Origin of the sequence: Tractidigestivibacter montrealensis (assembly GCF_024741235.1) — a bacterium.
Taxonomy (GTDB): Bacteria; Actinomycetota; Coriobacteriia; order Coriobacteriales; family Atopobiaceae; genus Tractidigestivibacter; species Tractidigestivibacter montrealensis.
In genome coordinates, this window is the sequence record NZ_JANSKA010000003.1 from 1 (window position 1) to 25,782 (window position 25,782).

Below are 25,782 nucleotides of genomic sequence, written 5' to 3' on the forward strand. Positions count from 1 at the left end.
GCGAAGTGTGGGAAATCGACAGAGCGAACTGTCGACTTTTACTTGACTGAATGCAGGTTGCGCCAAGGGGTGGGCACATTGTGCCTACCCCGCCCTGGGGTACGCACAATCTGCGTACCTCCCTCGGCGCTGAAATGGGGGTAGCGAATCGCTACCCCCCGCCAAGCCCAAGGGCCTCCGCCAGCCGGAGACCCCCCGCCCTGGGGCGGGGTATCCACTAGACACCCACCGGCATGGGTACCCACTGAACGGGTATCCTGGCTGGCTTGGGGGGTACGCAAGCCAGCCACCCCCACCAAGGGGCACTCGGCAGCTGAGTACCCCATGCCCTAAACGCCGCTTAGCCCATGGTCGATAGCAACGCCCCGCCGATTGCATCATTTGGGCTGAAGGAAACCCACCACCGGCCCCTCCGCTGGGATACAATCGGGGTCGCAGGGGCGCGGACGCCAGATACACCAACCCGCGCCCCCAAGGGCTATGACCCCCTTAGGTGCTTAGGTTTGTAGGGCCGTGCATCTTTGGGGGCTTTTTCGTGGGCGTTCCTCGTAGCCTGGTGCTACGATGTGAGACAGGCGGACGGATTTGGCCCCGTCCCCGAACCCCTGGTCATTCGTGACTGGGAATTCTTCTAAGCCCCTGCCTTACTTGCGCGGGGGCTTCGTTTTTCTCCACGGGGCTGCTTGCGCCTCGCCTACCTGTCTCCGCCGAACGTGAGGAACAGCCCGCCGAGCAGGCGGTGGCTGCTGGGCTTGCGCTCCACGGGTGGCCGCTCGGGCCTCTGGTACCTTGCGCCCTTGGCCTCGGCCAGCTCGCGGGCAACGTTCTCCTGGACCTCCTTCCAGCGCTTTTCTGCCTTGGCCTTGGCCTCGGGGGACTCGTAGCTCACGTAGTTGTAGAACGCGTCCAGGACCTCGCGGAACCCCTTGTCCCCGCCGTGCAGCTGCCGCATCCCGCGCACCCTGGCGAGCTGGCGCTCAAGCTCGGCCTGGTCCTCCCACGGGTCGAGCGGGTAGTCGTGCTCCTCGACGGAGAGGACGTGCCAGGAGCTCCCTGCCGTCCGAGAACGCGCTCCAGGTCGACTCGTCGTTCCCGAACACGGGCATGCTGCCCTTGCGCGGCTTGGCCTGCTGGTAGCTCTCCCTCATGCTCCTGCTCGCCATGGTGGCCTCCGTTCCGTGTGGCCCGGGGCAGCAGCAGCCGTTGCCCAGGCCGTCGTTTGCCCAGATTGTACCCGCAGCCTACAGCCGACCAATCCACTTGCGCGACGTCTGCAGCCGTTCGGTTTGGCCCTGGCCAGCATCACCGTCACTCACCCCAACGGAGCCTCTCGCCTAGGCATCAATTGAGCCCAACCAGGCGCGCCCTTATCATGAACGTGAACATACATGCCGGTAGGCAAGGACGGTCATGGATGGACCGAGTGCCGCAGTGCTGGTTGCGGTGCGTAGGCGGGCGATACGATTGGAGCAAGGTATGGACACCAACTCGTGCGTACACCACATGCTTGACAAGGCCGGTCTGTCTCCGAATGCCGCATGCCAATCGATGGGGAGAGCAAACGGCTATGTGGACCAGTCCCTCAAGCGCAGGGGCGGCATAGGCGCACCGACGCTGGCGGAGATAGCCCAGGCGTGCGGTTACGAGCTACAGCTCGTAGGGCGAGGAGAGACGCTACGCATAGATCCAGCACCCGCGAGCGAAGCCGAGAACACGCAGAAGACGCCACGCAAAGGCAGCTTTCCACTCTTTGGCAATCCAAGCGTCACATGGGATCCGTTCAGAGATGGCCAGGAGCTCCTGGCAATTACGGAGCCATACGAATCCCCCACGTTCTACCACGTCGGGCAGCACGAGGACGGTTCCTGGCACGTCCTCTCCGTCGAGAAACACGACTATGCACAAGAGGGAGAAGAGTCGCTTGAGGCGCAGCTAGCGCGAGTCAGAAAGATGCGCAGGCTCCAACCGGGAGACAAGGGACGCGGAGAGGTCATAGACTCCCTGCTTCACTACGTCTACGACGAGTCCCCCGAGGCAAAAGCAAAGGCCGAGGAGCGCTGGAAGAGGAACCAGGCCGAGGCGGTGCGCATCCTCGCCGAGGCCAAGAACGCAAAGTACAAGAAGCCCGAGAGGCCACCCGTCGAGCGCAAGCCCAGCAAGAAGGGGCCCAAGTTCTTCACGGGGCTCTTCATCACGTTCGGGGGAGACAAGTAACGCCCGCAAAACCTTGCCCTACGTACTTCTCGCCAAAACGACCCGCGACGCACAGGCGCCGCGGGCCGCAACATTGTCGTTCGGCGGCAAACTTGGAACTGACCGTCTTCCCTACTCCGCCAGCTTCGCCACAATAGCAGCGGAAAGGGCATCGATCTGCTCAAGCGCGCCCTCGTCCACCGCGGAAGTCACATGCACCTCGGGGTCGAGCACCTCCATGCCCTTCATGCGCTGGATGGCGTCGAGCATGAGCGAGCCCGCCTGCGGCGCCCACGAGCCGTTGTAGATAACGCCGACGGTGCGGTTCTTCATCGCGTGGGCGTTGAGGTCCTCGAGAAGCTCGCGCATGCCGTCGAAGATGCCCATGTTGTACGTGGCAGAGGCAAAGACCAGCACCGGCGAGCGGAAGGACTGCGAGACCATCTCGGAAACAGGGGTCTTGGAGACGTCGTAGACGCGAACGTCGTGCACGCCCGCCTCGGCAAGCTTGGTCGAGAGGATGTCCGCCGCGTTGGCGGTACCGCCGTAGATGGAGCCGTAGAAGATGGCAACGGACTTGTCCTCGGGCTCGTAGGCGGCCCACTTCTGGTAGCGGGAGAGAATCTGGTCAAAGTCGCGGCGCCAGATGTGCGCGTGCAGCGGCGCGATCTCCTTGATGTCCAGCTTGGAGGCCTTCTTAAGCAGCGACGTCACCTGCAGGCCGTACTTGCCCACGATGTTCGTGTAGTAGCGGCGCGCCTCGTCCGCCCAGTCGCGCTCCCAGTCGACCTCGTCGGCAAAGATGGCGCCACCGGTGGCGCCAAACGCACCAAAGGCGTCTGCCGAGAAGAGCGTGCCCGTGAGCTGGTCAAAGCTCACCATGACCTCCGGCCAGTGGACCATGGGGGCGAGGACAAACTGCAGCGTGTGGCGGCCAAGCGAGAGGGTGTCGCCCTCCTTGACCTTGATGGCGTGCGGCGTGGGGTCAAAGCCATGGAACTGGCGGACAAGGTCGAAGGCCTTGGAGGTGCCGACGAGCTTGAGGTTGGGCCACCTGCGGACAAGGTCGGGGATGACGGCGCAGTGGTCGGGCTCCATGTGGTCAATCACCAGGTAGTCCAGGGGACGGCCGTCCAGGACGTGGGCAAGGTTCTCCTCGAACTGGCGCGAGACGGCCTCATCCACGCCGTCGAGCAGGCAGGTCTTCTCGTCCATGATGAGGTAGTTGTTGTATGACATGCCGTTTGGCACGGGATAGGTGTTCTCGAACAGCTGAATCCTGCGATCAGACGCACCCAGCCACCAGGTGTCCTCGCAAATCACGCGCACGTTGTACATTGCTCTCCCTTCGCCCGCCTCCGGGCTGCGCGGGCGGCGCTTTGCCACCCGACTACCACGTCCACACCAAACGCCCCGCGCGACACGCCGGGGCGTTTGGCAAGCGCTTTCATAGACCGCTCTGATGATATTCGATTCCACGAAGCTGCGCGCCGGGGGAGCCGAGAGAACCGCAAAGTCGTACGAGGGCGAGGCCGTTCGTTGGGTTCCGGAACCTGCATGGGCGCGAAGTCTCGAGCTGCGGCTCAGCGGTCGCCGACGCTAAAACGCACCGCCACCGCCGCCGCCGCCAAAGCCGCCGCCTCCACCGGAGGAGAAGCCACCTCCCCCACCGCTGCCACTGGCGTCGACCGAGTTGGCGATTGCCGCCACAGAGGCGTCGTGAATGGCACCGCTGAAGACATCCGCGGGAGAGCCCATGCCCGAGTGGTCAACGTAGTACCAGTAGTAAGCCGGAATGAAGTCCGGATCGTCGATGAGCTCCGGCATGGCAACCTTGAGCTGCTCGATGACCTTGTCCGCAACGCCGAGCGCCACCGCCATCACCAGCAGGCGGTTCCAGAGGATGACGTCGCTCGGCACCGCCTCGTCCAGGCGGGTGAACTCCTGGAGCCAGCGCTTGAGGGCCAGGACCTTGGCCTTTGTCTCGACCCCCTCGACGCTAATGTCCTTGAAGAACCTGTCGCTGAGCAGGAACAGCGAAATACCGCCGCTTGCGCCGCAGACCGCGGTGACGCCAAGTGCGAGAAGGATGTCGGCCTCGAACATGATGCCAACAACGAACAGTTCCAGGAATGCCGCAAGGATGGAGAACGCACCAAGCCCAACGGCAAGCCCGTGGCCCGTCCCCTTGAGAGAGCCGTTGCCCGCGAAGCGCTTGAGGTACTCAACCCTGATCGAGGACTGCCAGGACTCGTAGGCGTCCGAATACGCCTCTGGCGAGGACTTTGCGTACTTCTTGATGGCCGAGAAGTACAAGGCGGGCTCGCTTCCGGTGTACGAGGGGTCGTTAGGCGCCTGTATCCTGCGCGCAACGCGGTGGAAGAGGAATTCCACGGCAGCCTCGTCCGCGCGCCTGGCGGACTTGCACTCCGCGGGCGTGCCAAAGGTCCCCTGGGGGATTGGCCCCACAATCGACGCCCGGTAGTCATCGAACTGCTTGGAGCCGAGCATCTTCTTCTTGCTCACCTTGACCTTGTCAAGCTGCACGGCGTGCTCATCGGTAAGGCGCATGAGCGAGGCGGTGAGGCCATCGGGGCCAGGGTCCTCGCCGGTGGCGAGCATGGCGAGAACAACTGGGTGGTCGCCCGTGGGCACGTCGCGGAAGTACTTGTCGTCAAACTGCGCAGTGTGCGAGGCCTTGTAGCGACGCCTTGCGATGACGGTTGCAACGATAGCCGCCACGGCAACGGCCAGGCAGACCCCTGTGACCCCATACACAGCCGCACGTGCCGCGGCGCGACGTGCGTTTGCGTCATCGGCGTTCTTCTGCTCCTCCGCAAGGATGGAACTGAGCACCGTCCCCGAGGTCTCTGGACAATCGGAGATCCAGCTTGCAGGGAAAGTGATGCGCGCCTCGGCGTACTCGCTGGTGCCGACGCCCGGCACGGAATAGACTACGTCGTTCCCGTCGAACGCAAGGCTTGCGTCCAGGGGGCCGTGCCCCCATGCCCGCACGTTGTCGCCACCCACCACGGACTCTCCGCTTGGCACCGGCAGGTGGATGGTGCAGGTAACGTTTTGCGACTCCACGTCCCAGCCGTCAGAGACAAACTTCCAATACAGCTCACCCGTATCCGACCAGCGCGTGGCAATACCATCGGCAAAATAGGACACGTAGAACTGCACCGTTGTGTCACTCTGGGCAGAGTAGAGCTTGATCTGCAGGTAGGAACCCTCGTCCGTGATGGAGTATGTCTCGTTGGCGCCAGAGCTGGACTGCGTAAAGGAGCGGGCGTTGCCGTTCTCGACAATACCGGCATCCAGCACCTGGACGCTCACCGTGCGCCCGTTTGAGCTGTTCTCCCCCTTGGGAATCTCCCAGTAGACGCCATGGAAGTCCCCGCTGAAGTCGAAGGTTCGCACTTCGGTCACGGTAAGACCACCCGACGTGTCCAGCGTCGCGTCTATGTCCGTCTGGTCCATGCTGTAGTCATCCGCATGCGCGGGCGTGACGCCAAGCACAAGAGCAAAGAGCAGGGCCAGGAGCGGAAGCACGAGAAGCGCAGGCCGACGGCGCCGAAGGACGCCGGCGGGGTGCCGGTTACTCATAGAATCCCCCAATGGACGGTTGTGGAAGACCTTGTGGTATCGCGGTCCCAGAATACCAGAGCAGGACTCATGCCTAGGCCCGCACCGGCGTGGCGAAGGCGCCGCAGATGGAGACCGTCCAGCCAAGGGGGACGAGAACCTCTCCCCTCACCTCCCTCCCGGAGAACATCGCGGGGTTGGTGGCCCCCAAATCTATGACGCGCATGCCCTCCTCGCCATCCTGCGCGGGAAGTATCCGAACGTGCGAGCGGGACACGGCACGCGAGCGGAGCACAACGTCGCACGTCTGATCACGACCTATGACCAGGCCCTCATTGGGTATGGGAAGCCTTACCTCCATGGAGGGCGTACGCACCCAGCAGAGCACCTCACGGGAGGACGGCTGGGTTTCTGGGCTTGATGCGGCCATGGCGATTGCCTCATTGCCAACGCCCGAGAGGTCAAGCGTGTCGTCCTCCCAGCCGGACTCGGCAGGGGGCAGCCCCACATCCCAGAGGAACGGCTCGTCTTCCACAAGCCCTGGCAGCGCGGGCTCCTCGGCAACAGAAGCCGACTCCTCCGTCTTGGGCGCAGCTGGGCCAGCCGGTGCCGGAACGTCCCTCGCGGACGGAAACTCGTAGAGGCAGCCGTAGCAGACGCGCATGTCGGCAAAGAGCTCCTCCCCGCAGCGCGGGCACACCTTGGTCGCGTACTCTTTCATGACCCAGCCACCTCCCCCACCGGCTCGGGGAGCGCAGCGCATGGTTGCGCCGATCGCTCCGGCTCAAACAAAAGCGAGGTCACGCGCAGTGTCTCTCCCACAATTGGCCACAGGCAGGGACTTGCCGGGCGCTCGAAGGCGCAGAACGCCGCAGCGTGGGAGAAGACGCGACATGGCGGCAGCGCCCGCTCGGAGGCAAGCACCTCTCCGCGACTGCCCACAAGGGCCACGTCTATGGGATATGCCATCCCGTACGTGTGGATAAAACCGCACCTCATGAGCACCACAGGCTGGGTGGATGGCCCGGTGCCGAGCAGCCCCACGAGCCGCTCGAACCAGGACGAGAGAACCCTGAACCCCAGAGTGGGAGAGTCCTTCTCGACCGCCGGGCTCTCTATTTGGACGAACATCCACCTCATCAGACCACCACCCCCGGACGATACCTATCGATGACAAGCGTCCGCTCGTGCCGCAGCTCAAGCGGCGCGGAATACGTGATGCCCGGAAGCCGAAGCTCCCTGGGCCACGGCCTAAACACCAACGTGCAGGTGTAGCGCGTGAGAAGAGGCGCCACAGAGAGCAGACTCTCGCCCTCCCCAGCCGAGACGCGCTCTGTCCTCACCTCGACATCGCAGGAACCCTCACGGCCAAGCGCCGCGCGAATCGCATCCTCGACCGCAGCAACGGATGCCGTCACGTTCTGCTCGCCTGCGGGAGAGACACCCTCGGCAATGACCTCGTCCAAGCTCAGACGGTCAAAGGCCGCGCAGGCGTCGACGAACTCCATGAGGTTCGCCACGATCAGGGCAACCACGATGACCACGGGCACCAGCACGGCAAGTTCCACGGTCATCTGTCCGGATTGCATCCCCTCGCGCCCGTGGCACCACCGGCGCCAAGCCGCCGCCACCCCAAGGCCACTCATGATGCCTCCAAGAGGTCATCGAGCCTGATGGTAAGGGGTATGGAGATGTCCGTCCCTGGAATGGTGAGCTCCGCCACAGTGATCTCTCCGTAGCCAAGGGAGTCTGCCGCCCAGACGCCCAGGGTCTTTGCCAAGTCGAACGAGCTTGCCCCAGGAGGCAGAGCCTCAATCATCTGCCGCGCCTTGCCGGCCGCGTCATAGCCGGATTGGTCGAGCACACGAGTCCACCCCACCAGCGCGGGCTTCATGAGCCTCATGTCCACGGGTTCGAAGCCACAGGCGGCGATCGTCTCCTTGATCTTGCCACGCAGCCACGAGCCCACCGTCCCGCCAAACACGTTGTCGAGCCTGTCGAGAAAGTCCCCCACCGAGGCAGAGACCGAATCGTACCTTGAGCCATACCCCACGAGCAGGCGCCCCCAGAGCTCGCAGACGCCGTCGAAGGCACCTCCCAGCACCGAGCCCGTTCCCTGGGACGTGACTCCGTCAAAGAAGCTGGCGAGCACGTTGTTCTCGGCAGTCGACTCGTCTGGCGCCAGCGCCGCCGCCGAGACCGCAGACCCTGCGGGAAGCTCTCCCGAGGAGAGAAACGAGGCGGTGAGCTCGGTGGGAACGGTCGTCGCCTCCGTCCTGGAGACCACGGCAACGCAGCCCCAAGCTCCTGGCGGGCAGATGCGCGGCCGCACGACCGAGAGCTGGTCCACGGCGCGCTTGAAAGAGCCGCGCGCGTCCTCTGCCTTGTCGCGTAGGTCCTTCTCGGCATCCGCCTGCTTGTTGCGCGCAGCCTCGTACTCCTTAGACGCCGCCACGACCTCGCGCCAGTAGTGCTCGAAGCCGTTATTCGTCGAGGTCGACGCAGCGGCAACCGCACCCATGGCAGCAAGGTCCATGCCGCATGTCTCGCACCTCTTAACTGCCCCAGCGTCGAGGTCCTGGAGGGACGCGCGTCCCGCCGAGGAGCCCGTTGCGCCCGGACACGCAGTTGACGAGTGGAGCACCGTCCCCGCCTCCTCCCCGGTACAAGGCCAGAGGTCATCGGTGTAGAGGCTCGACGCCTTTGTTTCTTCGACGTTATGCGGAAGGTCTGGCAGGTCGATCTGGACCGTACCGTCCTCATGCTCTGCGTAGGTTCCGTCTCGCACCTGCGCGAGCGCATAGTCGTAGAAGGCGGACCGTGCCGCGGAGTTCGTAAGCTCCTCAACCGTAGAGTCGAGCGGCTTCTCCTGCACCGCACGTGTTGCGTAATAGGCACGTGCCCGCAGGAGGGGAACGCCAAACCCCCACCCCTCCGCGCTTGGATAGTGCGGGTTGTTCTCCCTCGCAAGGCCTGCAAGCGTAGTAGCGCGCTCCTCCAGGCAATAAGGGGTCCCACCGCAATCCGCTGTCCACCCACGCAAGCGCGCTTTGTCTGCCAGGGACTTTGCCGCGTCTACCTGCTGGGATAGCTCGCGAAGCTCTTCGGCGTCCTTGTCCATCTCATCCGACGAGATCTCGACGGCAAGGGGCGAGAAGTCCGACTGCGAATCGGCAGGAAACGGGATGGCACAGCCAACGTACGGCAAGCCCTGCGCCCGCGCATTCTCCGCGACGCAGGCGGCGGAGTTGGCAACCACGACCGCGGGCAGGACCTTCTCAAGGCGCCCCAGGCCCTCCGACGCGCTTCTCGCGAAGTCCTGCCGGGCATCGAGGACCTTCCTTCCCGCATCGCAGACGCTTCCTCCAAAGGTCGCAGCGCCCGGTATGCACGAGAGTACCAGCCCCGCCCCAAAGACCGTGACGCCGAGAAGGCCAAGGCTGAGCACGCAGGCATCGAGGACCCGGGCAATGGTAACGTAGGCAGCCACGGAGTTTGCCCCGGCCATCGCTGCTGCATCTGCCACAGGCTGGACCTCGTACGAGCGTGCCATCACCCACTCCGCAGATGCGGCCGCAAAGACGAGCGAGATGCTCACGAGCAGGGCAACCGCCACGGCAACCGTGGTGTACCCGCCCTCGTCGTCCAGGAAGAGCGAGAGGCCAAGGCGCAAGTTGCCCCACCTCGACGCCGTTCCGGACGCTGCTCCATTAGCCCCATGCCGCAATCCAATCACCGTAGTCACCCCCAACCCACTCGGCTCGCACGCTTCGCTCGACCTTGGCCGAGAGAAGCACGCCCTCGCCATCCATCTGTCCAACCAGCCCCGCCGTCACCCCCATCAGCGGTAACGGCCGGGCATGGCCCACAACGCAGACGCGTACGCGATTCCCGTCCTGCTCGACGGAAACGTCCCAGGCGTCGGCTCCTCCCTCGTGGAAGCAGGCAACGTCCGGCACGGCCCCGAGCCTCCGTCTCACGTAGGAGTCGACGAGAGACACCGCCTCGTCGTACGTTGCGGTCGTGGCAAGCCGCGCCCCCTCGGCAGCTGCCCCGCTCATGACCGCACGCGTGTAGAGGAGCATTGCCGGCTGGAGGAGAAGCGCGAGCACAACCATCACCGTGGGGATGAGCACGGCAGCCTCGACCGTTGCCTGTCCCTCCTCGCCTGCGCGGGTTGCCCGCCATCGACTCCGCCCCATCTCAGAATCCCAGGAGGTCCTGGAGCCAGGCGAGCGTCCCGCCCGAGGCCTGGTGCGTTGCCGCATCTGTTGCCATTCGCACGAGGGTCCCGTCACGTGCCGCATGCCATACGAGCCCCAGAGCAGCGACCATTGAGAGGAACGCCACCAGCACCAGCGCATACTCGAGCGTGGACTGCCCGGAGCCCCCGGCTAGCCACCAAGGCCAAGCTCGCCCAGGGATGCCTCCCACTCCGCAGCATCCATGTGCATGACCTTGGTCTCGCTCGTCCCGCCGCCTGCGCTCTGAACTATGCACACGTCGACCCATCCCGATCCCTCCACAACCATGCTCCAGACCCGGCCCGAAAGGTCGAGGTACCCAGACCTCACGAGCACGCAGTCACCTCGCTGCTCGTACTGGCACGCAAGCTCGGTTGCCGCCTCTGGCACGCCGTTGGCAGCAGTGGCCGTGCCGGCATCCTCCTCGCCCGCTGCGGCATCCCCGGACAAGGAAACAGGCTTGCCCTCAATCGCCTCGCCAGGGCTTGTGTTCAAGCGCTCCTCGCCAGTTGCAGCTGCACCCGTGGCGGGCGACGGACCGCCCGTCTGCCAGCGGCCAGAAAGCACTGCCACGCACGCTGCCAGCGCGCAGACAACCACCGCGGTGACAAGAGCAGCGCGTCTTTTTCTCACAGCGAGTTGATGCCGTCCGCTATGGCACTCCACAGCTGCGAGACCCGCTCGCGGAATGCCAGGATGGCTACGATGGCAATCACCACCAGGACCCCAACGAGAATCGCGTACTCCGTGGTGCCCTGCCCGCGATTGTCGCGGAGGGTGCCTGCGGCCACCTTGCGAACCTCTCGACCCATGCTTTCCCATGTCATGTGACGCTCCTTTCCCTCGCACCGCCGTCTACCTTCCAAACGAGGCCGCCGAGGCAAGCAGCGGCCCCAGAATCGCGAGAAGCATGGCCGGCACAACCAGGACGCCCAGGGGAATGAGCATCTTGACCGGCGCCTTCTCGATCTCCTCCTCCACCTGCGCCCGCTGTTCGTCGCGGATGGCCTTCGCCTGCACCTCCAGCGCAGACGCGAGCGGCGAGCCAAAGTCGAGCGACTCTCCCACGACCGTGGCAAAGCGCGCCAACGCGTCAACCCCCAGCTCGCAGGCCATGGCCTCGAGCGCCCCCTCCCTGCTTGTGACGCCCATCCTCCAGCTGAGCATGGCCTCCGAGAACGCCTGTGAGAGCTCCGTCTGATAGCGGTCGCAGTAGAGCGAGAGCGACGCATCAAACGAGAGACCTGCCGAGAGCCCCAGCGTGAGGACGTCGATCAGCGTGGGCATCTCGCGCAGGCAGGCAGTCCTCCTGCGCGCAAGACGTTCTCGCTCCCTCGCCTGGCGTACGGCGGGAATGCCCCGAATCGCCTCTCGCACCTTGGCCACGCATCTTTCGATACCCTCGCCCAATGCCGCACCCTGGGCGTGGCCACCAGTCCCGCTCACCACCAACAGCCCCGCCAGGACCGCGCTGGACGCGCTTGCCGCAATGAGCGCGACGCCAACCATCAGAGCACCGCCCTCATGAGGCGCCTGATGACAAGGACCGCAAACGCGTCGAGCGCGGCCGCCAAGGCAACGGAGCCAAGCCCAACGGGCGAGAGCAGGCCCCGCTGGAAGTCGGGCGAGATGACGGCGAGAAGCGCCACCATGAGAAACGGCAGGCTGCACACGATGCGGGCAGAGAGGCGCACCTGCGCCGTCTTAACCTCAAGCTCCCGCTCGAACTCGCCCTGCCGCTCGACAAGCGAGGCAGACCGCGCGAGCAGATCACGCAGCGGACTCCCCGTGCGATGCGAGATCACGAGCGCCGTGGTGAGAAGCCCCATCCCCGGCGCGTCGAGCGTACGGGAAAGCGACTCAAGCGCGTCCTCGGTCGATACGCCACAGCGAAGCCCCAGCGACGCAGATGCAAAGCCCGCAGAGACCGGCCCATGACCGTGCGACCCCACATACTCGATGGCCTGGGCCAGTGTCTGGCCAGTGCCAAGCGCCACGGAGAGTGTCCGGAACACGCCAGGCATCTCCTGCGAAATATCGTGCACACGACGCCGGTCACGCGAAGAGCGCCACGTGGCCAGGGCAACCCTCTCTACACAGGCAAGAACGAACGCCGAAACAAGCGAGAGGAAAAGCAGACCTCCCACGCAGGTAATCCCCGCACCAGCGACAAGCAGCGCAGCACACGCAGACTCCCTCCTCAAGCCCGGCCTGCCCTCATGCGGGAGCGCGGCAAGGGCATCCGACGCCTGTCTCCAGTCCTCGCTCTCGAGAAGTGCGGCCACCACCTCGCTGCGCCCCAATGACTCAAGGCGCCTGCCTGCCCAGCGCTCGCACGCACGGAGCGCTCGTGACGCCAGGGTCCTGGCCCCACGCTCACCGCTTGCGATGAGTACCCGCACGGCCGCAAACGCGCAGCCGGCAGCCATCAGCAGAAGGAAGACCTCCATCGCTCCACCTCGCCTTCGTCGAGAATCCCGTCGCACACCGCCTGCTCCACAAACGCCGGCTCACGAACGAGCTTCCAGGAGCGCTCTGCCACGTCGAACGAAACGCACTCGGCGAGGTCCACCGACTTTGCCCTGCTCGACCACCCGACCTCGTGCGTCGTAGTGATGTATCGCGCCCCGTCCGGCGCGCGACGCGACATCACGATGAGGTCGAGCGCCGAGGCAATCTGCTCCTCGATGATGTCGGCAGGCAGGTCCATCCCAAAGCGCGCCATGAGCACCAGGCGAAGCACGGCCTCCTCGGCGGTACCGGCATGCAGCGTGGTCATCGAGCCATCGTGCCCCGTTGTCATTGCGGCAAGCATGTCGACGCATTCCTCGCCGCGTACCTCCCCCACCACGATGCGGTCTGGTCGCATGCGCAGAGAGTTCTTGACCAAGTCTCGAATCGTGACCTCGCCGGACCCCTCAATCGAAGCGCCCCTAGCCTCGAGGCTCACTACGTCCGGGTGCGCGTCAAAGCGCAGCTCGGCAGAGTCCTCTATGGTCACGATCCTCTCGCCAGGGTCAATCTCGCACGAGAGCGCGTTTAGGAGCGTGGTCTTGCCCGACCCAGTGCCACCGGCAACGGCTATTCCCCTTCGCGTTCTCACTGCCCAGCGCAGCAGCTGCGCGTACCATTCGGGCAGCGAGCCAAGTTCGACAAGCGCGTCCAGTGACGTGATGCGATTGGAGAATCTTCTGATGGTGACCACCGGCCCACCTATGGCAACTGAGTCCGCCACTGCGTTCACACGGTCGCCGTTGGCAAGCCGCGCGTTCACGATGGGGCAGCTCCTGTCGAGTCTTCGCCCCAGGGGCGCCAGAATCCGATCGATCACGATCATGATCTGCTCGGGCGAGTCGAACACAGCGGGTGCCGAGAAGACCTCTCCTCCGCGCTCGTAGAAGAGCGCATCGCAGCCGTTGATCATAATCTCGGAGACATCCTCGTCCTCAAGAAGCGGCTGGATGGGGCCAAGACCGCAGATCTCGTCCGTCACCTGACGCACGAGACGCGCCACGTCGTCATGCGTCAGACCCTCGTATCCCCCGGTATTGATGATTGCGTTGCACGTCACGGCAAGCGCCGAGCGCACCTGGGTCACATCGCCCGTGGAGAGCATCGAGGCAATGGTTGCAAGCCCTAGCCGCTCGACCAGGGCGCTCTTGAGGCTCAGCCGCTGCCGGCGAAGGTCGCGCCCCTCCGTTGCGGTGGCTCCTCTCCGCGTCTCCTCCTCTCGGACCATCTCGAGCACAGACACCTAGACCGCCTCCCTCCTCCGCCGGAACAGGCCCTTGCGCCGCGGGGCAAGCCCCTGGACAGCACGTTGCGCCGCCTCCGCTTCCGGGAGAGACCCAAGCTCCAGGAGGAGTTGGGCCAGGCAGGCGGCAACGGACTCCGCAAACGGCGAGCCCACCTCCAAAAGCCCTGCCGCATCCCCATACCCCAGGTAGTCGGCGACCTCCTCCCCACCATCGAGCGCCGTGAACGCACGCGCCGCCTCGAGTCCCACCTCTGCCCTGCCCAGCGCCGGATCCGTCCTGTCCCGCACGTCCACGCGATTCTCAAGCCTGGCCATGCGCGTCCGAGCAACGCCCAGCCGCACGGCAAGGCCGCTCGTGCGGGCAAGAGCCGCAAGCGACCCGGGCCTGCTGTCGTGGACGAGGACCACGCGGTCGCTCTCGCGCACGGCAAGCGCCACTGCCTCGGAGAACGTAGGAGACGTGTCGACAAGCACGAGGTCGGCACCAAGCGCAAGGGTGCCAAGCAGCTCTGGGACCATCCCCGAGACAAGTTCGGAGGTCTCCGGGCGCTCGCATGGTCCCCATACGCGGATCCGCTCGCCGCACGGCGTGCCTAGCCTCCCCAGACGCTCGGCATCCCCAAGGTCTTCTGCCGAGAGGCGCGAGAGGTCCGTCCCACGCGCAAGCCCGAGCATCGCATAGAGGTTCCCACAGGAGAGGTCCAGGTCAACCACCTCCACTCGCATGCCCCACGAGGCAGCGGCCACCGCAGCGCACGCCACGACGGACGTCTTGCCAACGCCACCCCTTCCCGAGCAGAACGAGAGTATGGGCGCGCGGGTCCCCTCGGACGCCAACGCCGGCCCCGGAGCAACCGAGATGCGACCCCCATCGCTTTTTGGCAGGGGCTCCGGAACCGGCGCGACGTCCATATCCGCAGACGGTGCAGAGGACACGCCGTCCAGGTCAATGACAAGGTCGATGCCCGCCCTCGCGGCGCGGGACCTAAGCGATCCAGAGGGCGACCTCACCGCAAGCACGACCTTCTCGGCGTGACCGTCGGACACAATGGCGGCCGCAAGGTTAACGTCCGAGACGCCGCTCTTGGAGAGGCCGATAAGAGCAGACCTCTCCCCGCTTCCGCACGCAGCCATGCGTCGCCGCAGCTCACCGGCATCCTGGGCAAACTCGCACTCCGCCAAGCCGTCTATCTCCTTGAGCGCCTTGACCATCCCGGCGCGCTCCTCCTTTGGGCACAGCACGCTCCACGCATGTCCCATCACTCGCCCACCTCCTGGTCAACCTTTGTTGGCGCTGCGGGCACGCCCGCCTCAACGCCATCGACATCGCTTGCGGGAAGGCCAAACCGCAGGCTCCCCTCGGTCGACGCCGCCAGGACGCTCGACACGTCCGCCGGTGAAAGCGCAACGGTCATGACCTGGGATCCCGATGCAAGCGTGCGCGACCCCTCGGGCATCGAGAGCACCGTTGCCTCCTTAGCAAGCACCGTGGCCGCGCCATCTGCCACGCGATAGGCAACGAGCCTGTCACCCGCTACCACGCCCTCGCCTACGCCGAGCTTGTCTGCCATGGGAACAGAGACGGCAATCTTTCCCGGTGGCACCTCGACAGCGGCGCCCGTCTCCCTAAAGTTGAGCTGGGTGAGCGGCGCGCCGGAGGCAGCGGCAACCGTGATCTTCTTGCCAACGGCAGCATCCAGGTTCGTGATGGCACCCTCTGGTACCAGGTCAGAGACCCAGTCGCGCTTGGCAACATCCCCCGCCGAGACGACCTGGCCCTCCTCCAGCTGGGACGTGGCAACCACCAGGCTCACCACCTCGCCGCCGTAGCGCGTGAGCGTCTCCTGGCGGCGCGACTCCTCCTCCGCACGCACGCTCTCGCCGTATGCCAGGCACAGCACAACGGCGAGCAGTGCAAACGCCCCAGAGAGCACGACCTTGAAGCGGCGTGACATGGGCTCCCCCTTTCCCAACCTTCGTTCTTGGCTGAGAAAATTGTCCGGTGGGAGAAGCCCCGCGCCGCCATCCTTCCAAGAAAGAGCTACCAGGTACGGGCACCTCTCTTGCAGGAAGCTGTCACATCTTGTTGTTATCGCGGGAATTTTGCTATGAGAAATCGCGATTTACTGTTATTGCCTAGGCATGCCAGGAGCGCGCTCATCAAGGCCCTGCGGCCGCATTCGCGCAGCTCAGATGGCCCATATTTAAATGTGTAGGAATTGTGTGCGCGCCTCGACAGCGCTCACATCAAAAATGCGCTGTTCTGCGCGTGCACGCTGCGTCACGCGGCGCCCGCCGCGTGCGCCCGCCGCGCTCAGCTGCCCCAGCTATAGCACGATGTCCGGGTCGAGCGTCCGCGCACTCTCGCGCATCTCGGCGGCCAGCGCCACGTACGCGTCGTAGCGACGCTGAGAGATTCGCCCCTCGGAGAGAAGCTCGCGAACCTGGCATCCCGGCTCGTGCGTATGCGTGCAGTCGCAGAAGCGACAGCCACGCGCGGCATCCGCCACCTCGGGAAACACCGCCGCAAGGCCGCGCTCGTGACCCACGATGGGAAGGCTCCTCAGCCCCGGCTCGTCCACGATCACGCCACCGCCCGGCACAGAGACCATGCGGCGCGCCACCGTCGTGTGCCTGCCCGCGTCATCGGACCCGCGCACGGCTCCGGTCTTGAGTACGTCGTGCCCCAGCAGGGCGTTGAGCAGAGTCGACTTGCCCGCGCCTGACTCCCCCAGCACAATGGCAACGGTACCCGCAGGCACAAGCGAGCGCACGGCAGCGGGACCCCAGGCAACCCCCCTGACGCCCGCGTCCTTCTCGGCACGCTCAGCCTCCGCGTCATCCGCCGAAGAAGTCATGACCAGCCCGCACTCCTCGCCCAGGACGTCACGAACGGCGGCAACGTCCTCTGCCAGCACCTCGCTGGGGGCGCGGTCCGCCTTGGTGAGGACCACGGCAACCCCCGCGCCGCAGTCGCGCGCAATCACTGCGGACCGCGCGATCCTCTCGCACGAGATGGGCGCCGCACCCAGCTGCTGGACGACAAGCACCACGCCCACGTTTGCTGCAAGGGTCTGTCGCTCGCCGCGCGAGCCTCCCCGCCAGCGGGCAATGTCGCTCTCGCGCGGAAGGATCTGAAGGATAAGGCCCATGTCGTGGCCGGCGGGCACGCGCGCCAGAACCCAGTCGCCCACGGCCACGCGCGAGTCCCCACCCTTGGTGAGGTGCGCCGAGAACTCCGCGCGGAAGAGCGCGTCTGCGGTCACCACGGCAGGAAAGCCGCGGTCGAGCCGCACCACGCAGCCAAGCGCCATCTCGTCCACGCTGCAGCCCAGCGCCCGCGCCACCTGCGCCGCCGCCTCGCCAAAGGCGCTTCGCTGGCGATCGGACGGCGTAAGTTCGGAGAAGCGAGGCAGGTCCGCGAGAGAAGAAAGGGCCGGCAGGCCCTGCTGGGACCTGCCGGCACTCGAGACACTACGCTTGCGCGAACCCTTCTGAGAGCCCTTCTTTGGTGCGCGCTTGCCCATGAACGACTAGTTCCTGCCCTTCTCGACCGCACGCATGATGGCCTTGTAAATCTCCACCAGCGGGATGATGGCTGCCGCAAGCAGCATGGCAATGCCGTACTCGAACGCGTTGATCTCGGCGAAGTCGAATGCCTGGGCGAGCGGGGTCTCGATGACCACAAAGGTGAGGACGAGCGAGCCCGCGAACGCGAACCACAGCCACTTGTTCTGGGTGGGCAGCTTGAAGATGGACTGACGACGGCTGCGCATGTTGAACGAGTGGAACATCTCGACCATCGAGAGCGTGAGGAAGGCCATGGTCATGCCGTCGAGGCCCTTGTCGGCACCAGACAGCACGGACGCCAGGGGCACGCCCTCGATGTTCAGGCCAATGAAGTACGAGATGAGCGTCAGCGTACCAATGAAGATGCCCTGGATCAGGCAGTCGAGACCCATGCCATTGGCAAAGATGCCGTCGTCGGCGTTGCGGGGCTCGCGCTTCATGATGCCCGGCTCGGCCTCCTCCATGGCCATGGCGAGCGCGGGGAAGCAGTCCGTGATGAGGTTGAGCCACAGGAGGTGCGTAGGCTCAAGGATTGTGAAGCCGATGAGCGACGCCACAAAGACCGCAATGACCTCGGCGAGGTTGGACGAGAGCAGGAAGGCGATGGACTTCCTGATGTTGTCGTAGATGCGACGGCCTTCTTCGCAGGCGTTGATGATGGTCGCGAAGTTGTCGTCGGCAAGGACCATGTCGGCCACGTTCTTGGTGACGTCGGTGCCGGTGATGCCCATGCCCACGCCAATGTCGGCGCGCTTGATGGACGGGGCGTCGTTCACGCCGTCGCCGGTCATGGCTACGACCTTGCCGAGCTTCTTCCAGGTGTCGACGATGCGGGTCTTGTGCTCGGGCTGGACGCGGGCGTACACACCGTACTTGGAGATGTTCTTCGCAAACTCCTCGTCGGACATGCGGTCAAGCTCGGCACCAGTAATGGCCTGCGAGCGGTCGACGATGATGCCCAGCTCCTTGGCGATGGCCACGGCGGTGTCGATGTGGTCGCCGGTGATCATGACAACACGCATGCCGGCGGAGTGCGCCTCGGCCACGGCCTGCTTGACCTCGGGGCGAACCGGGTCGATCATGCCGCACAGGCCCAGGAAGGTCATGTCGTGCTCAAGCGCCTCGGGCGAGAAGTCCGTGGGGGCCGTCTTGCCGTAGTTCACGCGGGCCGCGGCCATCACGCGCAGCGCGTCGTCGGCCATGGCCTTGTTGGCCTCCATGATGCGCTGGCGCCACTCGCCGGTCATGGGCACGTCGCCCTCGGCGGTGTGGACCATGGTGCAGCGGGCGAGAATGACATCGGGGCCGCCCTTGGTGTGCTGGATGTAGTTGCCGTCAGGCGCCTTGTTGACCACAGACATCATCTTGCGGCCGGAGTCGAAGGGCGCCTCGCCCACGCGGGGGTTGGCGGCGTCGAGGTCACCCGAGGTGAAGCCGAGTTTGGCGGCATCGGCCACGAGTGCGGCCTCGGTGGGCTCGCCCACCGCGGTCTCGTGTGCGGAGTCCCACTTGGCGTCGGAGCACAGCGCCATGCAGCGAACGAGGCGATCCTGGTCCTCGGTGAAGTGGCGCACGACGGTCATCTTGTTCTGCGTGAGGGTGCCCGTCTTGTCCGAGCAGATGACCTGCGTGCAGCCAAGGGTCTCGACGGCAGAGAGCTTGCGGATGATGGCGTTGTGCTGGCTCATCTTGGTGACACCGATGGAAAGCACGATGGTCACGACGGCGGCCAGACCCTCGGGGATGGCGGCAACGGCGAGCGACACAGCGACCATGAAGGTGTTGAGCACGAGTGTCATGTTGTCAAAGAAGCCCATGCCATGCTTGAGCCAGGTGACCACAAAGACCAGGGCGCAGATCACGATGCAGATGATGGAGAGAATCTTGGAGAGCTCGTCCAGCTTCTTCTGGAGCGGCGTCTCCTCGTCCTCGGCACGCGTGAGGGCGTCGGCGATCTTGCCCATCTCGGTGTCCATGCCCGTGGCAACAACCACGGCGCGGCCACGGCCGTAGACCACGGTGGAGCCCATGTAGCACATGTTCTTGCGGTCGCCGAGGGGGACGTCCTTGCCCTCGTCGAGCACGTCGAGGACCGCGGCGATCTTGTTGACCGGCACGGACTCGCCCGTAAGGGCGGCCTCCTCGATCTTCATGGACGCGCTCTCGATGATGCGGCAGTCTGCCGGGACGGAGTCGCCGGCCTCGAGAATCACGAGGTCGCCGGCGACGAGCTCGGAGGACGGCACGGTGATGACCTTGCCGCCGCGCACGACCTTGCTCTGTGCGGCAGACATCTCCTGGAGCGCAGCCAGGGCCTCCTCGGCCTTCGACTCCTGCACCACGCCGAGAACCGCGTTCACCACAACCACGAAGCAGATGATGATCACGTCGGCGAAGTCCGCCTCGCCCTGCGCCAGGCCGGTGAGGGCCGAGATGACCGCAGCCACAATGAGCATGATGATCATTGGGTCTGCCATCTGGGCGAAGAAGCGCTTCCAGAGCGGGTCCTTCTTGGCTTCCTTGAGCTTGTTGGGGCCGTTCTTCTCGAGGCGTGCAGCCGCCTCATCCACGGTCAAGCCGTAGGTGTCGTCTGACGCAACGTCCTTGATGACTTGCGCAGACTCCTGCAGGTACTCCTTCAATTCTTCCTCCTGGGGTCATGGGCGCCCAGCAGATTGATGCCCGATCATAATTCCCCAGGAGGGGCAAGGGCTCACCAAGGCTGCCATGCTGGACGTATGGTTGATACCGCATCATTCTACCCGATGAAACGCGCGTCAGTCTTTATTGGATGAAGGTGCAATTTGGTGGTGAAGCCCCCTCTCGTATCGCATTCGTAAGGACTTATCGGGGCATGCCCCACGGCACTTGCCCCATGCGGTAAACTCTCGCTAAGTCAGCACGTAACCGCGTGCGAGATTGATTCCACAGGGTCTCGAGGAAAGGGCAACGATGAAGATTCTGTTCTATGGTACCGCCAGCTATGACAAGGATTCTTTCACCAAGGAGCTCAAGGACTACCCGGACGTCAAGATCGACTTCACCGAGACCAACCTCACCCCCATGACCGCACCCCTTGCCCGCGGGTATGATGCGGTCTGCGCCTTCGTGAACGCTGACTGCGGCGCCATGACCCTCGAGATCCTCTCCGGTTTTGGCGTGAAGCTCGTCCTCATGCGCTGCGCCGGCTTTGATGCCGTGAACGTCGAGGTCGCCAAGGACCTCGGCATGAAGGTCACCCGCGTCCCTGCCTACTCGCCTGAGGCCATCGCCGAGCACGCCATGGGCCTTGCCCTCTGCGCCAACCGCCGCATCCACAAGGGCTACATCCGCGTCCGCGAGAACAACTTCGACCTCACCGGCCTTGTCGGCGTGACCCTGCACGGCAAGACCGCCGGCATCATCGGCACCGGCCGCATCGGCGCCGCCCTCTGCCGCATCTGCAAGGGCTTTGGTATGTACGTCATCGGTGCCGACCTCTACCCCAACCAGAAGCTCATCGACGAGGAGCACGTTGTTGACGAGTACGTCGAGATCAAGGACGGCAAGGTCGACTACGACTCGCTCTACAGCCGCGCCGACCTCATCTCGCTGCACGCCTTCCTCAACGAGGAGAGCTACCACATGATCAACGACGACTCCATCTCCAAGATGAAGGATGGCGTCATCTTTGTGAACACCGCCCGTGGCGCCCTGGTCGACTCCAACGCGCTCATCCGCGGCATCCGCGCCGGCAAGATTGGCGCCGCAGGCCTCGACGTCTACGAGGAGGAGAACGCCAACGTCTACCAGGACCGCGAGGACGAGATTCTCGGCAGCTCCATCACCGCGCGCTTCTGCTCCTTCCCCAACGTGGTCATGACCTCTCACCAGGCGTTCTTCACCAAGGAGGCCCTTGGCGAGATTGCCCGCGTGACGCTCGACAACGCGCAGGCGTTTGCTCACGGCACGGACTTCGTGCCCAGGAGCGTTGTCTGCTAGCCATAAAGACATCGCACCAAAGAGGACAGGCAAAAGGAGAAATATGGCATTTAGCAAGAAGACCAAGATCGTGTGCACCATGGGCCCCGCCACCGAGAGCGACGACGTCCTGCGCGCGCTCATCGAGAACGGCATGAACGTCGCCCGCTTCAACTTCTCTCATGGCAGCCATGACTACCACCGTCAGATGATCGAGCGCGTCCGCCGCATCTCGGACGAGCTCAGCATCCCCGTGGCAATCATGCTCGACACCAAGGGCCCCGAGGTTCGCACCGGTCTTCTCGAGGATGGCAAGAAGGTCACCGTCAACACTGGCGACGCCATCGTGGTTACCGCCCAGCCCACCAGCGAGGACTTCCACGGCAACGCCGGCCACATCTCCCTCGACTACCTCAACCTCCCCAACGAGGTCGAGAAGGGTTCCATCATCCTCATCGACGATGGCCTTGTCGGCCTTGAGGTCGACCACGTGGAGGGCAACGACATCCACTGCGTCGTTACTAACGGTGGTGAGATTGGCGAGAAGAAGGGCGTCAACGTTCCTAACGTGAACATTGGCCTTCCCTCCGTCACCGACCAGGACCGAGCGGACATCATGTTTGGCTGCGAGCTGGGCATCGACGCCATCGCTGCGTCCTTCATCCGCGACGGTGCCGCCGTCAAGCAGATTCGTGACATCTGCGTCGAGATGGGCGCACCGCACGTCCAGATCTTCCCCAAGATCGAGAGCGCCCTTGGCGTCAAGAACTTCGACGAGATTCTTGAGGCCTCCGACGGCATCATGGTTGCCCGTGGCGACCTGGGCGTCGAGGTGCCTGCGGCTGAGGTGCCCCACATCCAGAAGACCATCATCCGCAAGTGCAACAACGCATACAAGCCGGTCATCACCGCAACGCAGATGCTCGACTCGATGATTCGCAACCCGCGCCCCACGCGCGCCGAGGTCGCCGACGTTGCCAACGCCATCTATGACGGCACCGACTGCGTCATGCTCTCCGGCGAGACCGCTGCCGGCAAGTACCCCGTGGCTGCCGTGCGCACCATGGCCGAGGTCGCCAAGGAGACCGAGCGCTACCTCGAGGAGCGCAAGGTCTACCACGACCGCGGCGGCGTGCGCAACGTGAACGGCGCCACCGGCTTTGCCGCCGTCGAGATGGCCGACCGCGTTGACGCCAAGTGCATCCTGTGCCCCACGCACTCCGGCCGCACCGCGCGCATCGTCTCCAACTTCCGTCCGCGCATCCCTCTGTACGCCATGAGCCCGAGCGATGAGGCCATCCGCCGTACCTGCTTCTACTGGGGTGTCTACGCGTTCAAGACCACGGAGCAGGGCTCGCTTTCCAACACGCTCTACAACGCCCTCAACGTTGCCAAGGCGAACAAGGTCGTCGACCCCGGTGACATTGTGGTCATCACCGCTGGCGATCCGCAGACCTCCCCGCGCCAGGGCGACTACACCACCAGCACCAACATGGCCATGGTGGCGCAGATCCAGTAGGGTTTGCACCAGGTTTTTTCGCTGCTGTAGACCGCCTCGGGCTTCTCGCCCGGGGCGGCTTTTCTTTGGCGAGAAGGGCGGGGCGTCGGCAGTCCGCTATCGCTCGCAGAGCCACCAGTACGCCGAGAAGGGTGCCAGCTCGGAGCCGCCGCCAAAGTCATGTGGCTCGCCGGTGATGAGGTCCACGGCGCGTCCGCATCCGGCGTCGAAGTGCGCCACGGCAGGCTCTGCCGACGCGTTTATCGCCACAATGACCCGCTCGTCCCCGTGGCAGCGCTGGAAGACAAGCTGCTGCGGCTGGCACTGCAGCTCGTGGTAGTCGCCCCACACGATGGCGTCACTCTTCTCGCGTGCGTGCGCCAGCGCGGCAATCCAGTCCGTAAGGTCGTTCCACTCCGGCGCGTCAAGCGCGGGCCGCAGCTCATAGTCGCCGTAGTGCTGCTCGCCCTCGATGCCCCACTCGCTGCCGTAGTAGACGCACGGCACGCCGCACATGGCAAAGAGCAGCCCGTAGAGCGGCTTGAGCTGGCGCTTGTCGTCCAGCTTGGTCGCAATGCGAGGCACGTCGTGGTTGTCGACAAAGTCCAGCAGGTGCTTGCCAGCGTAGAGGTCCCAGGGCTGGGAGCCACTCTGGCGCTCCAGCGCGTAGGCCACCTCGTGCATGTTCGCGCTGTTGAAGCTCGACCAAAGGCCCTTGTAGGCCTCGTAGTTGGTCACCGAGTCGCACAGGCCGTCGCCCATCCACTGGTTGTAGTCGCCAAACATGGTCTCGCCCACCAGCACGAACTTCTCGCCGCGCTCCTGCGAGATCCCGTCGGCAATCTGGCGCAGGTAGCCCAGGTAGCCGCGGTCAAGGCAGTAGGCCACGTCCAGGCGCAGGCCGTCGATGTCAAAGTCACGCACCCAGCCGCGAATGACGTCTGCCAGGTAGTCGTTGAGCTCGAAGTTGCCGTGGTTAAGCTTCACGAGCGTCGAGACGCCCGCCCAAGTCTCGTAGCCAAAGCCGTCGTTGAACTCGCTGTTGCCGTTCCAGTCGATGTTGAACCAGCCGGCGTATCGGCTCTGCTGGCCCTTCTGGCGCACATCGCGGAAGGCAAAGAAATCGCGACCAACGTGGTTAAAGACACCGTCGAGAAGCACGCGGATGCCCGCCTTGTGGCACGCGTCCACAACAAAGCGCAGGTCATCGTTAGTACCCAGGCGGCAGTCAACGGTCGTGTAGTCCGTGGTGTCATACCCGTGCGTGAGGCTCTGGAAGACGGGGTTGAGCATGAGGCAGGTGGCCCCAAAGCGCTTCATGTGGTCAATCCAGCCGTCGTCGACGAGCTTGCGCAGGCGCGGCACGGTGACCCCATCGTTCTCGTGCGGTGCGCCGCACAGTCCCAGCGGATAGACCTGATAGACAAAGGATGGCTCGTACCAGCTCATCGTTGCTCCTCTCGTCGTGGGCGAGACGCCCGTGCGGACGGCGTCCAGGGGACGCCGTGCCAGCCACTCAACCATACGCGAATAACGTTGCGTAAACGTGTACGGATTTGTATGGGGCGTGCGAAAAGCGCGTAGCCGTCGCGGCTGCTTGACCCGGAGGGGCCTCTCGTCCCTTTCCTTCTGCAAACCTGCGACTTAATAGCAGTCTCGCGTGGAAGCTCCCGAGAAGAACCGCAGGTAGATGGCTTGCGGCTCTCGCCGGCACTGCAATTAAGCCGCAGGTTTCTCTGTTGGTCGAAGTTGGGGCAAGGGCTGGTTGCGAATCCCTTGTTGCGGCATCCAGCCAAGGTCGGCATCCAGCCGAAATCTGGATTGAGCCGAGATTATTGCGCGTTTTTCCGGAGCCATTTCATGACCAACTGGCAAAATATGATTCTAGCGAGAAATAACGTTCAATAACTGAGGAGCCTTGGAGAGAGCCTTGAGGGAACCGCGGAGAAACCCGAAGAGAAGACCGCGGAAAAGGCCTCGGAGAATCCTGAGGAACGCCTTGGCTAACCGGCCACCGATGCAGATGAGACAAAGGGACTGTCCCTTTGTCTCATGCCTTTGTCTCATGCGAATGGCCGCGGTCTAAGGCCGCGGCCACCGGGAAGGGGTCCCTCGAAGACCGAGGGACGGGAGAGACGGCCGGGTGTTCGGGGGACCCAGCCGTTCCTCTCCCATGGTGGTCTCCACGGGTTGCGGAACGGTGAACCGCGGGTAACAACGGGTGCAAGATTGGCAACATGAAACGTAACGACGCAGGCAGAATGCCCCGCGTTACGAGGCCTGTCCGAGAAGCCCCGCCACTATCGTCGCATTGGCCTCCTCAGACGCAGCCGAGAAGAACTCCGGCGTGAGCAGGTCGTAGGCGGGGACGCTTCGAATAAGGCCTTCGTGGTTCTCGTCCACAATGCGTCCCGCAACGGTAACGGCCTCACGCACGTCCGCCTCGACCACGGGGTACTGCGGGTACGCGGCACAGGCGGCGACAAGCTCAGGCGTCACGCGTGGGCGCAGCGAGATATCAAAAGTTCTCCCAAAGAGCGCAAAGTCGCGCTGCTTGCGCTTGCGGGTAACGTCACCGGCCTTCACGCCGATGGAGGCGATGTACGCCCGTGTGCGCGTGTTGTACACGGAGTCGCACACCAGGTGCGCCCACGCGCCCAGCACCAGGTCGTGCAGGGAGCTCGCGGCCTCCGCGTCGCAACCCGCCACAAAGCGATCCCAAAACGCCTGGTAGTTAGGGGAAGGAATGGCGCCGCCGTCGGCAAAGTGCGTCTCGCGGTAGTCACGCAGGCGCGCGACGGGCACCGGCACCATGTAGCCCACGTAGATGTCGGGCAGAAAGTTGCCAAACAGGAAGGCGTTCACGTCGCGCACGCCCAGCCGAGCGGCCCCCTCCTCACGAAGGAGCCGCTCGACGTGGGCGGTATGTATGTTCCAGCTGGGCACGTGCGTGCGTCCTTGCGGCGCGCGGA

General features: G+C 64.5%; 22 protein-coding genes. 3 read left to right on the plus strand and 19 right to left on the minus strand.

The genetic code is table 11. The annotated features are described in order from the left end of the window. Positions 1-694: 694 nt before the first annotated feature. A complete protein-coding gene (locus tag NVS32_RS04705; protein ID WP_258498913.1) occupies positions 695-952 on the minus strand; it encodes a hypothetical protein in 258 nt (85 codons plus the stop codon). A 524-nt stretch (positions 953-1,476) separates the two neighbouring features. On the opposite strand from NVS32_RS04705, the gene NVS32_RS04710 reads away from it, so the two are divergent. Continuing rightward, positions 1,477-2,214, plus strand: a complete 738-nt coding sequence (locus tag NVS32_RS04710) for a hypothetical protein (protein ID WP_258498914.1) — start codon at positions 1,477-1,479, stop codon at positions 2,212-2,214. A 111-nt stretch (positions 2,215-2,325) separates the two neighbouring features. On the opposite strand, the gene NVS32_RS04715 is transcribed toward NVS32_RS04710, so the two are convergent. The 16 genes from NVS32_RS04715 to NVS32_RS04790 all read right to left on the minus strand — a co-directional run bounded on the left by NVS32_RS04715 (position 2,326) and on the right by NVS32_RS04790 (position 19,994). After that, complete coding sequence (locus tag NVS32_RS04715) at positions 2,326-3,531, minus strand: FprA family A-type flavoprotein (RefSeq protein ID WP_258498915.1); 1,206 nt, start codon at positions 3,529-3,531, stop codon at positions 2,326-2,328. A 261-nt stretch (positions 3,532-3,792) separates the two neighbouring features. Continuing rightward, a complete protein-coding gene (locus tag NVS32_RS04720; protein ID WP_258498916.1) occupies positions 3,793-5,802 on the minus strand; it encodes a DUF2207 domain-containing protein in 2,010 nt (669 codons plus the stop codon). Between the two features lie 73 nt (positions 5,803-5,875). Beyond that, positions 5,876-6,502 carry an FHA domain-containing protein gene (locus tag NVS32_RS04725; RefSeq protein ID WP_258498917.1) on the minus strand — a complete coding sequence of 209 codons (627 nt, stop codon included), beginning with the start codon at positions 6,500-6,502 and terminating at the stop codon, positions 5,876-5,878. After that, complete coding sequence (locus tag NVS32_RS04730; protein WP_258498918.1) at positions 6,499-6,921, minus strand: DUF192 domain-containing protein; 423 nt, start codon at positions 6,919-6,921, stop codon at positions 6,499-6,501. The genes NVS32_RS04725 and NVS32_RS04730 overlap by 4 nt, the downstream gene beginning before the upstream one ends. After that, the gene (locus NVS32_RS04735; RefSeq protein WP_258498919.1) at positions 6,921-7,427 is read right to left on the minus strand and encodes a hypothetical protein; all 507 of its coding nucleotides are present in this window, start codon (positions 7,425-7,427) and stop codon (positions 6,921-6,923) included. Before NVS32_RS04735 ends, NVS32_RS04730 begins: the two co-directional genes overlap by 1 nt. Further along, on the minus strand, positions 7,424-9,454 hold the full coding sequence (locus NVS32_RS04740; protein ID WP_258498920.1) for a hypothetical protein: 2,031 nt from the start codon (positions 9,452-9,454) through the stop codon (positions 7,424-7,426). Before NVS32_RS04740 ends, NVS32_RS04735 begins: the two co-directional genes overlap by 4 nt. Positions 9,455-9,491: 37 nt before the next feature. After that, a complete protein-coding gene (locus NVS32_RS04745; protein ID WP_258498921.1) occupies positions 9,492-9,983 on the minus strand; it encodes a TadE family protein in 492 nt (163 codons plus the stop codon). A 192-nt stretch (positions 9,984-10,175) separates the two neighbouring features. Continuing rightward, positions 10,176-10,658 (minus strand): hypothetical protein, encoded by a 483-nt coding sequence (locus NVS32_RS04750; protein ID WP_258498922.1) that lies wholly within the window; start codon positions 10,656-10,658, stop codon positions 10,176-10,178. Next, positions 10,655-10,837, minus strand: a complete 183-nt coding sequence (locus NVS32_RS04755; protein ID WP_258499077.1) for a Flp family type IVb pilin — start codon at positions 10,835-10,837, stop codon at positions 10,655-10,657. The genes NVS32_RS04750 and NVS32_RS04755 overlap by 4 nt, the downstream gene beginning before the upstream one ends. 43 nt (positions 10,838-10,880) lie before the next feature. Then, the gene (locus NVS32_RS04760) at positions 10,881-11,534 is read right to left on the minus strand and encodes a type II secretion system F family protein (protein ID WP_258498923.1); all 654 of its coding nucleotides are present in this window, start codon (positions 11,532-11,534) and stop codon (positions 10,881-10,883) included. Continuing rightward, entirely contained in the window at positions 11,534-12,475 is a 942-nt protein-coding gene (locus tag NVS32_RS04765) for a type II secretion system F family protein (RefSeq protein WP_258498924.1), read from the minus strand. The genes NVS32_RS04760 and NVS32_RS04765 overlap by 1 nt, the downstream gene beginning before the upstream one ends. Continuing rightward, the gene (locus tag NVS32_RS04770) at positions 12,454-13,779 is read right to left on the minus strand and encodes a TadA family conjugal transfer-associated ATPase (protein WP_258498925.1); all 1,326 of its coding nucleotides are present in this window, start codon (positions 13,777-13,779) and stop codon (positions 12,454-12,456) included. The genes NVS32_RS04765 and NVS32_RS04770 overlap by 22 nt, the downstream gene beginning before the upstream one ends. Continuing rightward, positions 13,780-15,042, minus strand: a complete 1,263-nt coding sequence (locus NVS32_RS04775; protein WP_258499078.1) for a P-loop NTPase — start codon at positions 15,040-15,042, stop codon at positions 13,780-13,782. Further along, entirely contained in the window at positions 15,042-15,737 is a 696-nt protein-coding gene (locus NVS32_RS04780) for an SAF domain-containing protein (protein ID WP_258498926.1), read from the minus strand. The genes NVS32_RS04775 and NVS32_RS04780 overlap by 1 nt, the downstream gene beginning before the upstream one ends. A 372-nt stretch (positions 15,738-16,109) precedes the next feature. Beyond that, positions 16,110-17,309 (minus strand): ribosome small subunit-dependent GTPase A, encoded by a 1,200-nt coding sequence (rsgA, locus tag NVS32_RS04785; RefSeq protein ID WP_258498927.1) that lies wholly within the window; start codon positions 17,307-17,309, stop codon positions 16,110-16,112. A gap of 6 nt (positions 17,310-17,315) precedes the next feature. After that, positions 17,316-19,994 carry a cation-translocating P-type ATPase gene (locus tag NVS32_RS04790; RefSeq protein ID WP_118100246.1) on the minus strand — a complete coding sequence of 893 codons (2,679 nt, stop codon included), beginning with the start codon at positions 19,992-19,994 and terminating at the stop codon, positions 17,316-17,318. Between the two features lie 310 nt (positions 19,995-20,304). On the opposite strand from NVS32_RS04790, the gene NVS32_RS04795 reads away from it, so the two are divergent. Together NVS32_RS04795 and pyk are read left to right on the plus strand one after the other, a co-directional pair. Next, a complete protein-coding gene (locus NVS32_RS04795; protein WP_118100247.1) occupies positions 20,305-21,333 on the plus strand; it encodes a 2-hydroxyacid dehydrogenase in 1,029 nt (342 codons plus the stop codon). A 43-nt stretch (positions 21,334-21,376) separates the two neighbouring features. Then, entirely contained in the window at positions 21,377-22,831 is a 1,455-nt protein-coding gene (pyk, locus tag NVS32_RS04800; RefSeq protein ID WP_118100248.1) for a pyruvate kinase, read from the plus strand. 96 nt (positions 22,832-22,927) lie between these two features. Here the strand turns inward: pyk and NVS32_RS04805 are convergent, their stop codons facing one another. Both NVS32_RS04805 and NVS32_RS04810 read right to left on the minus strand, forming a co-directional pair. Continuing rightward, positions 22,928-24,259 (minus strand): alpha-amylase family glycosyl hydrolase, encoded by a 1,332-nt coding sequence (locus NVS32_RS04805; protein ID WP_118100249.1) that lies wholly within the window; start codon positions 24,257-24,259, stop codon positions 22,928-22,930. Between the two features lie 822 nt (positions 24,260-25,081). Continuing rightward, positions 25,082-25,756, minus strand: coding sequence for a hypothetical protein (locus tag NVS32_RS04810; protein ID WP_118343289.1), 675 nt, complete (start codon positions 25,754-25,756; stop codon positions 25,082-25,084). Between the last annotated feature and the right edge of the window lie 26 nt (positions 25,757-25,782).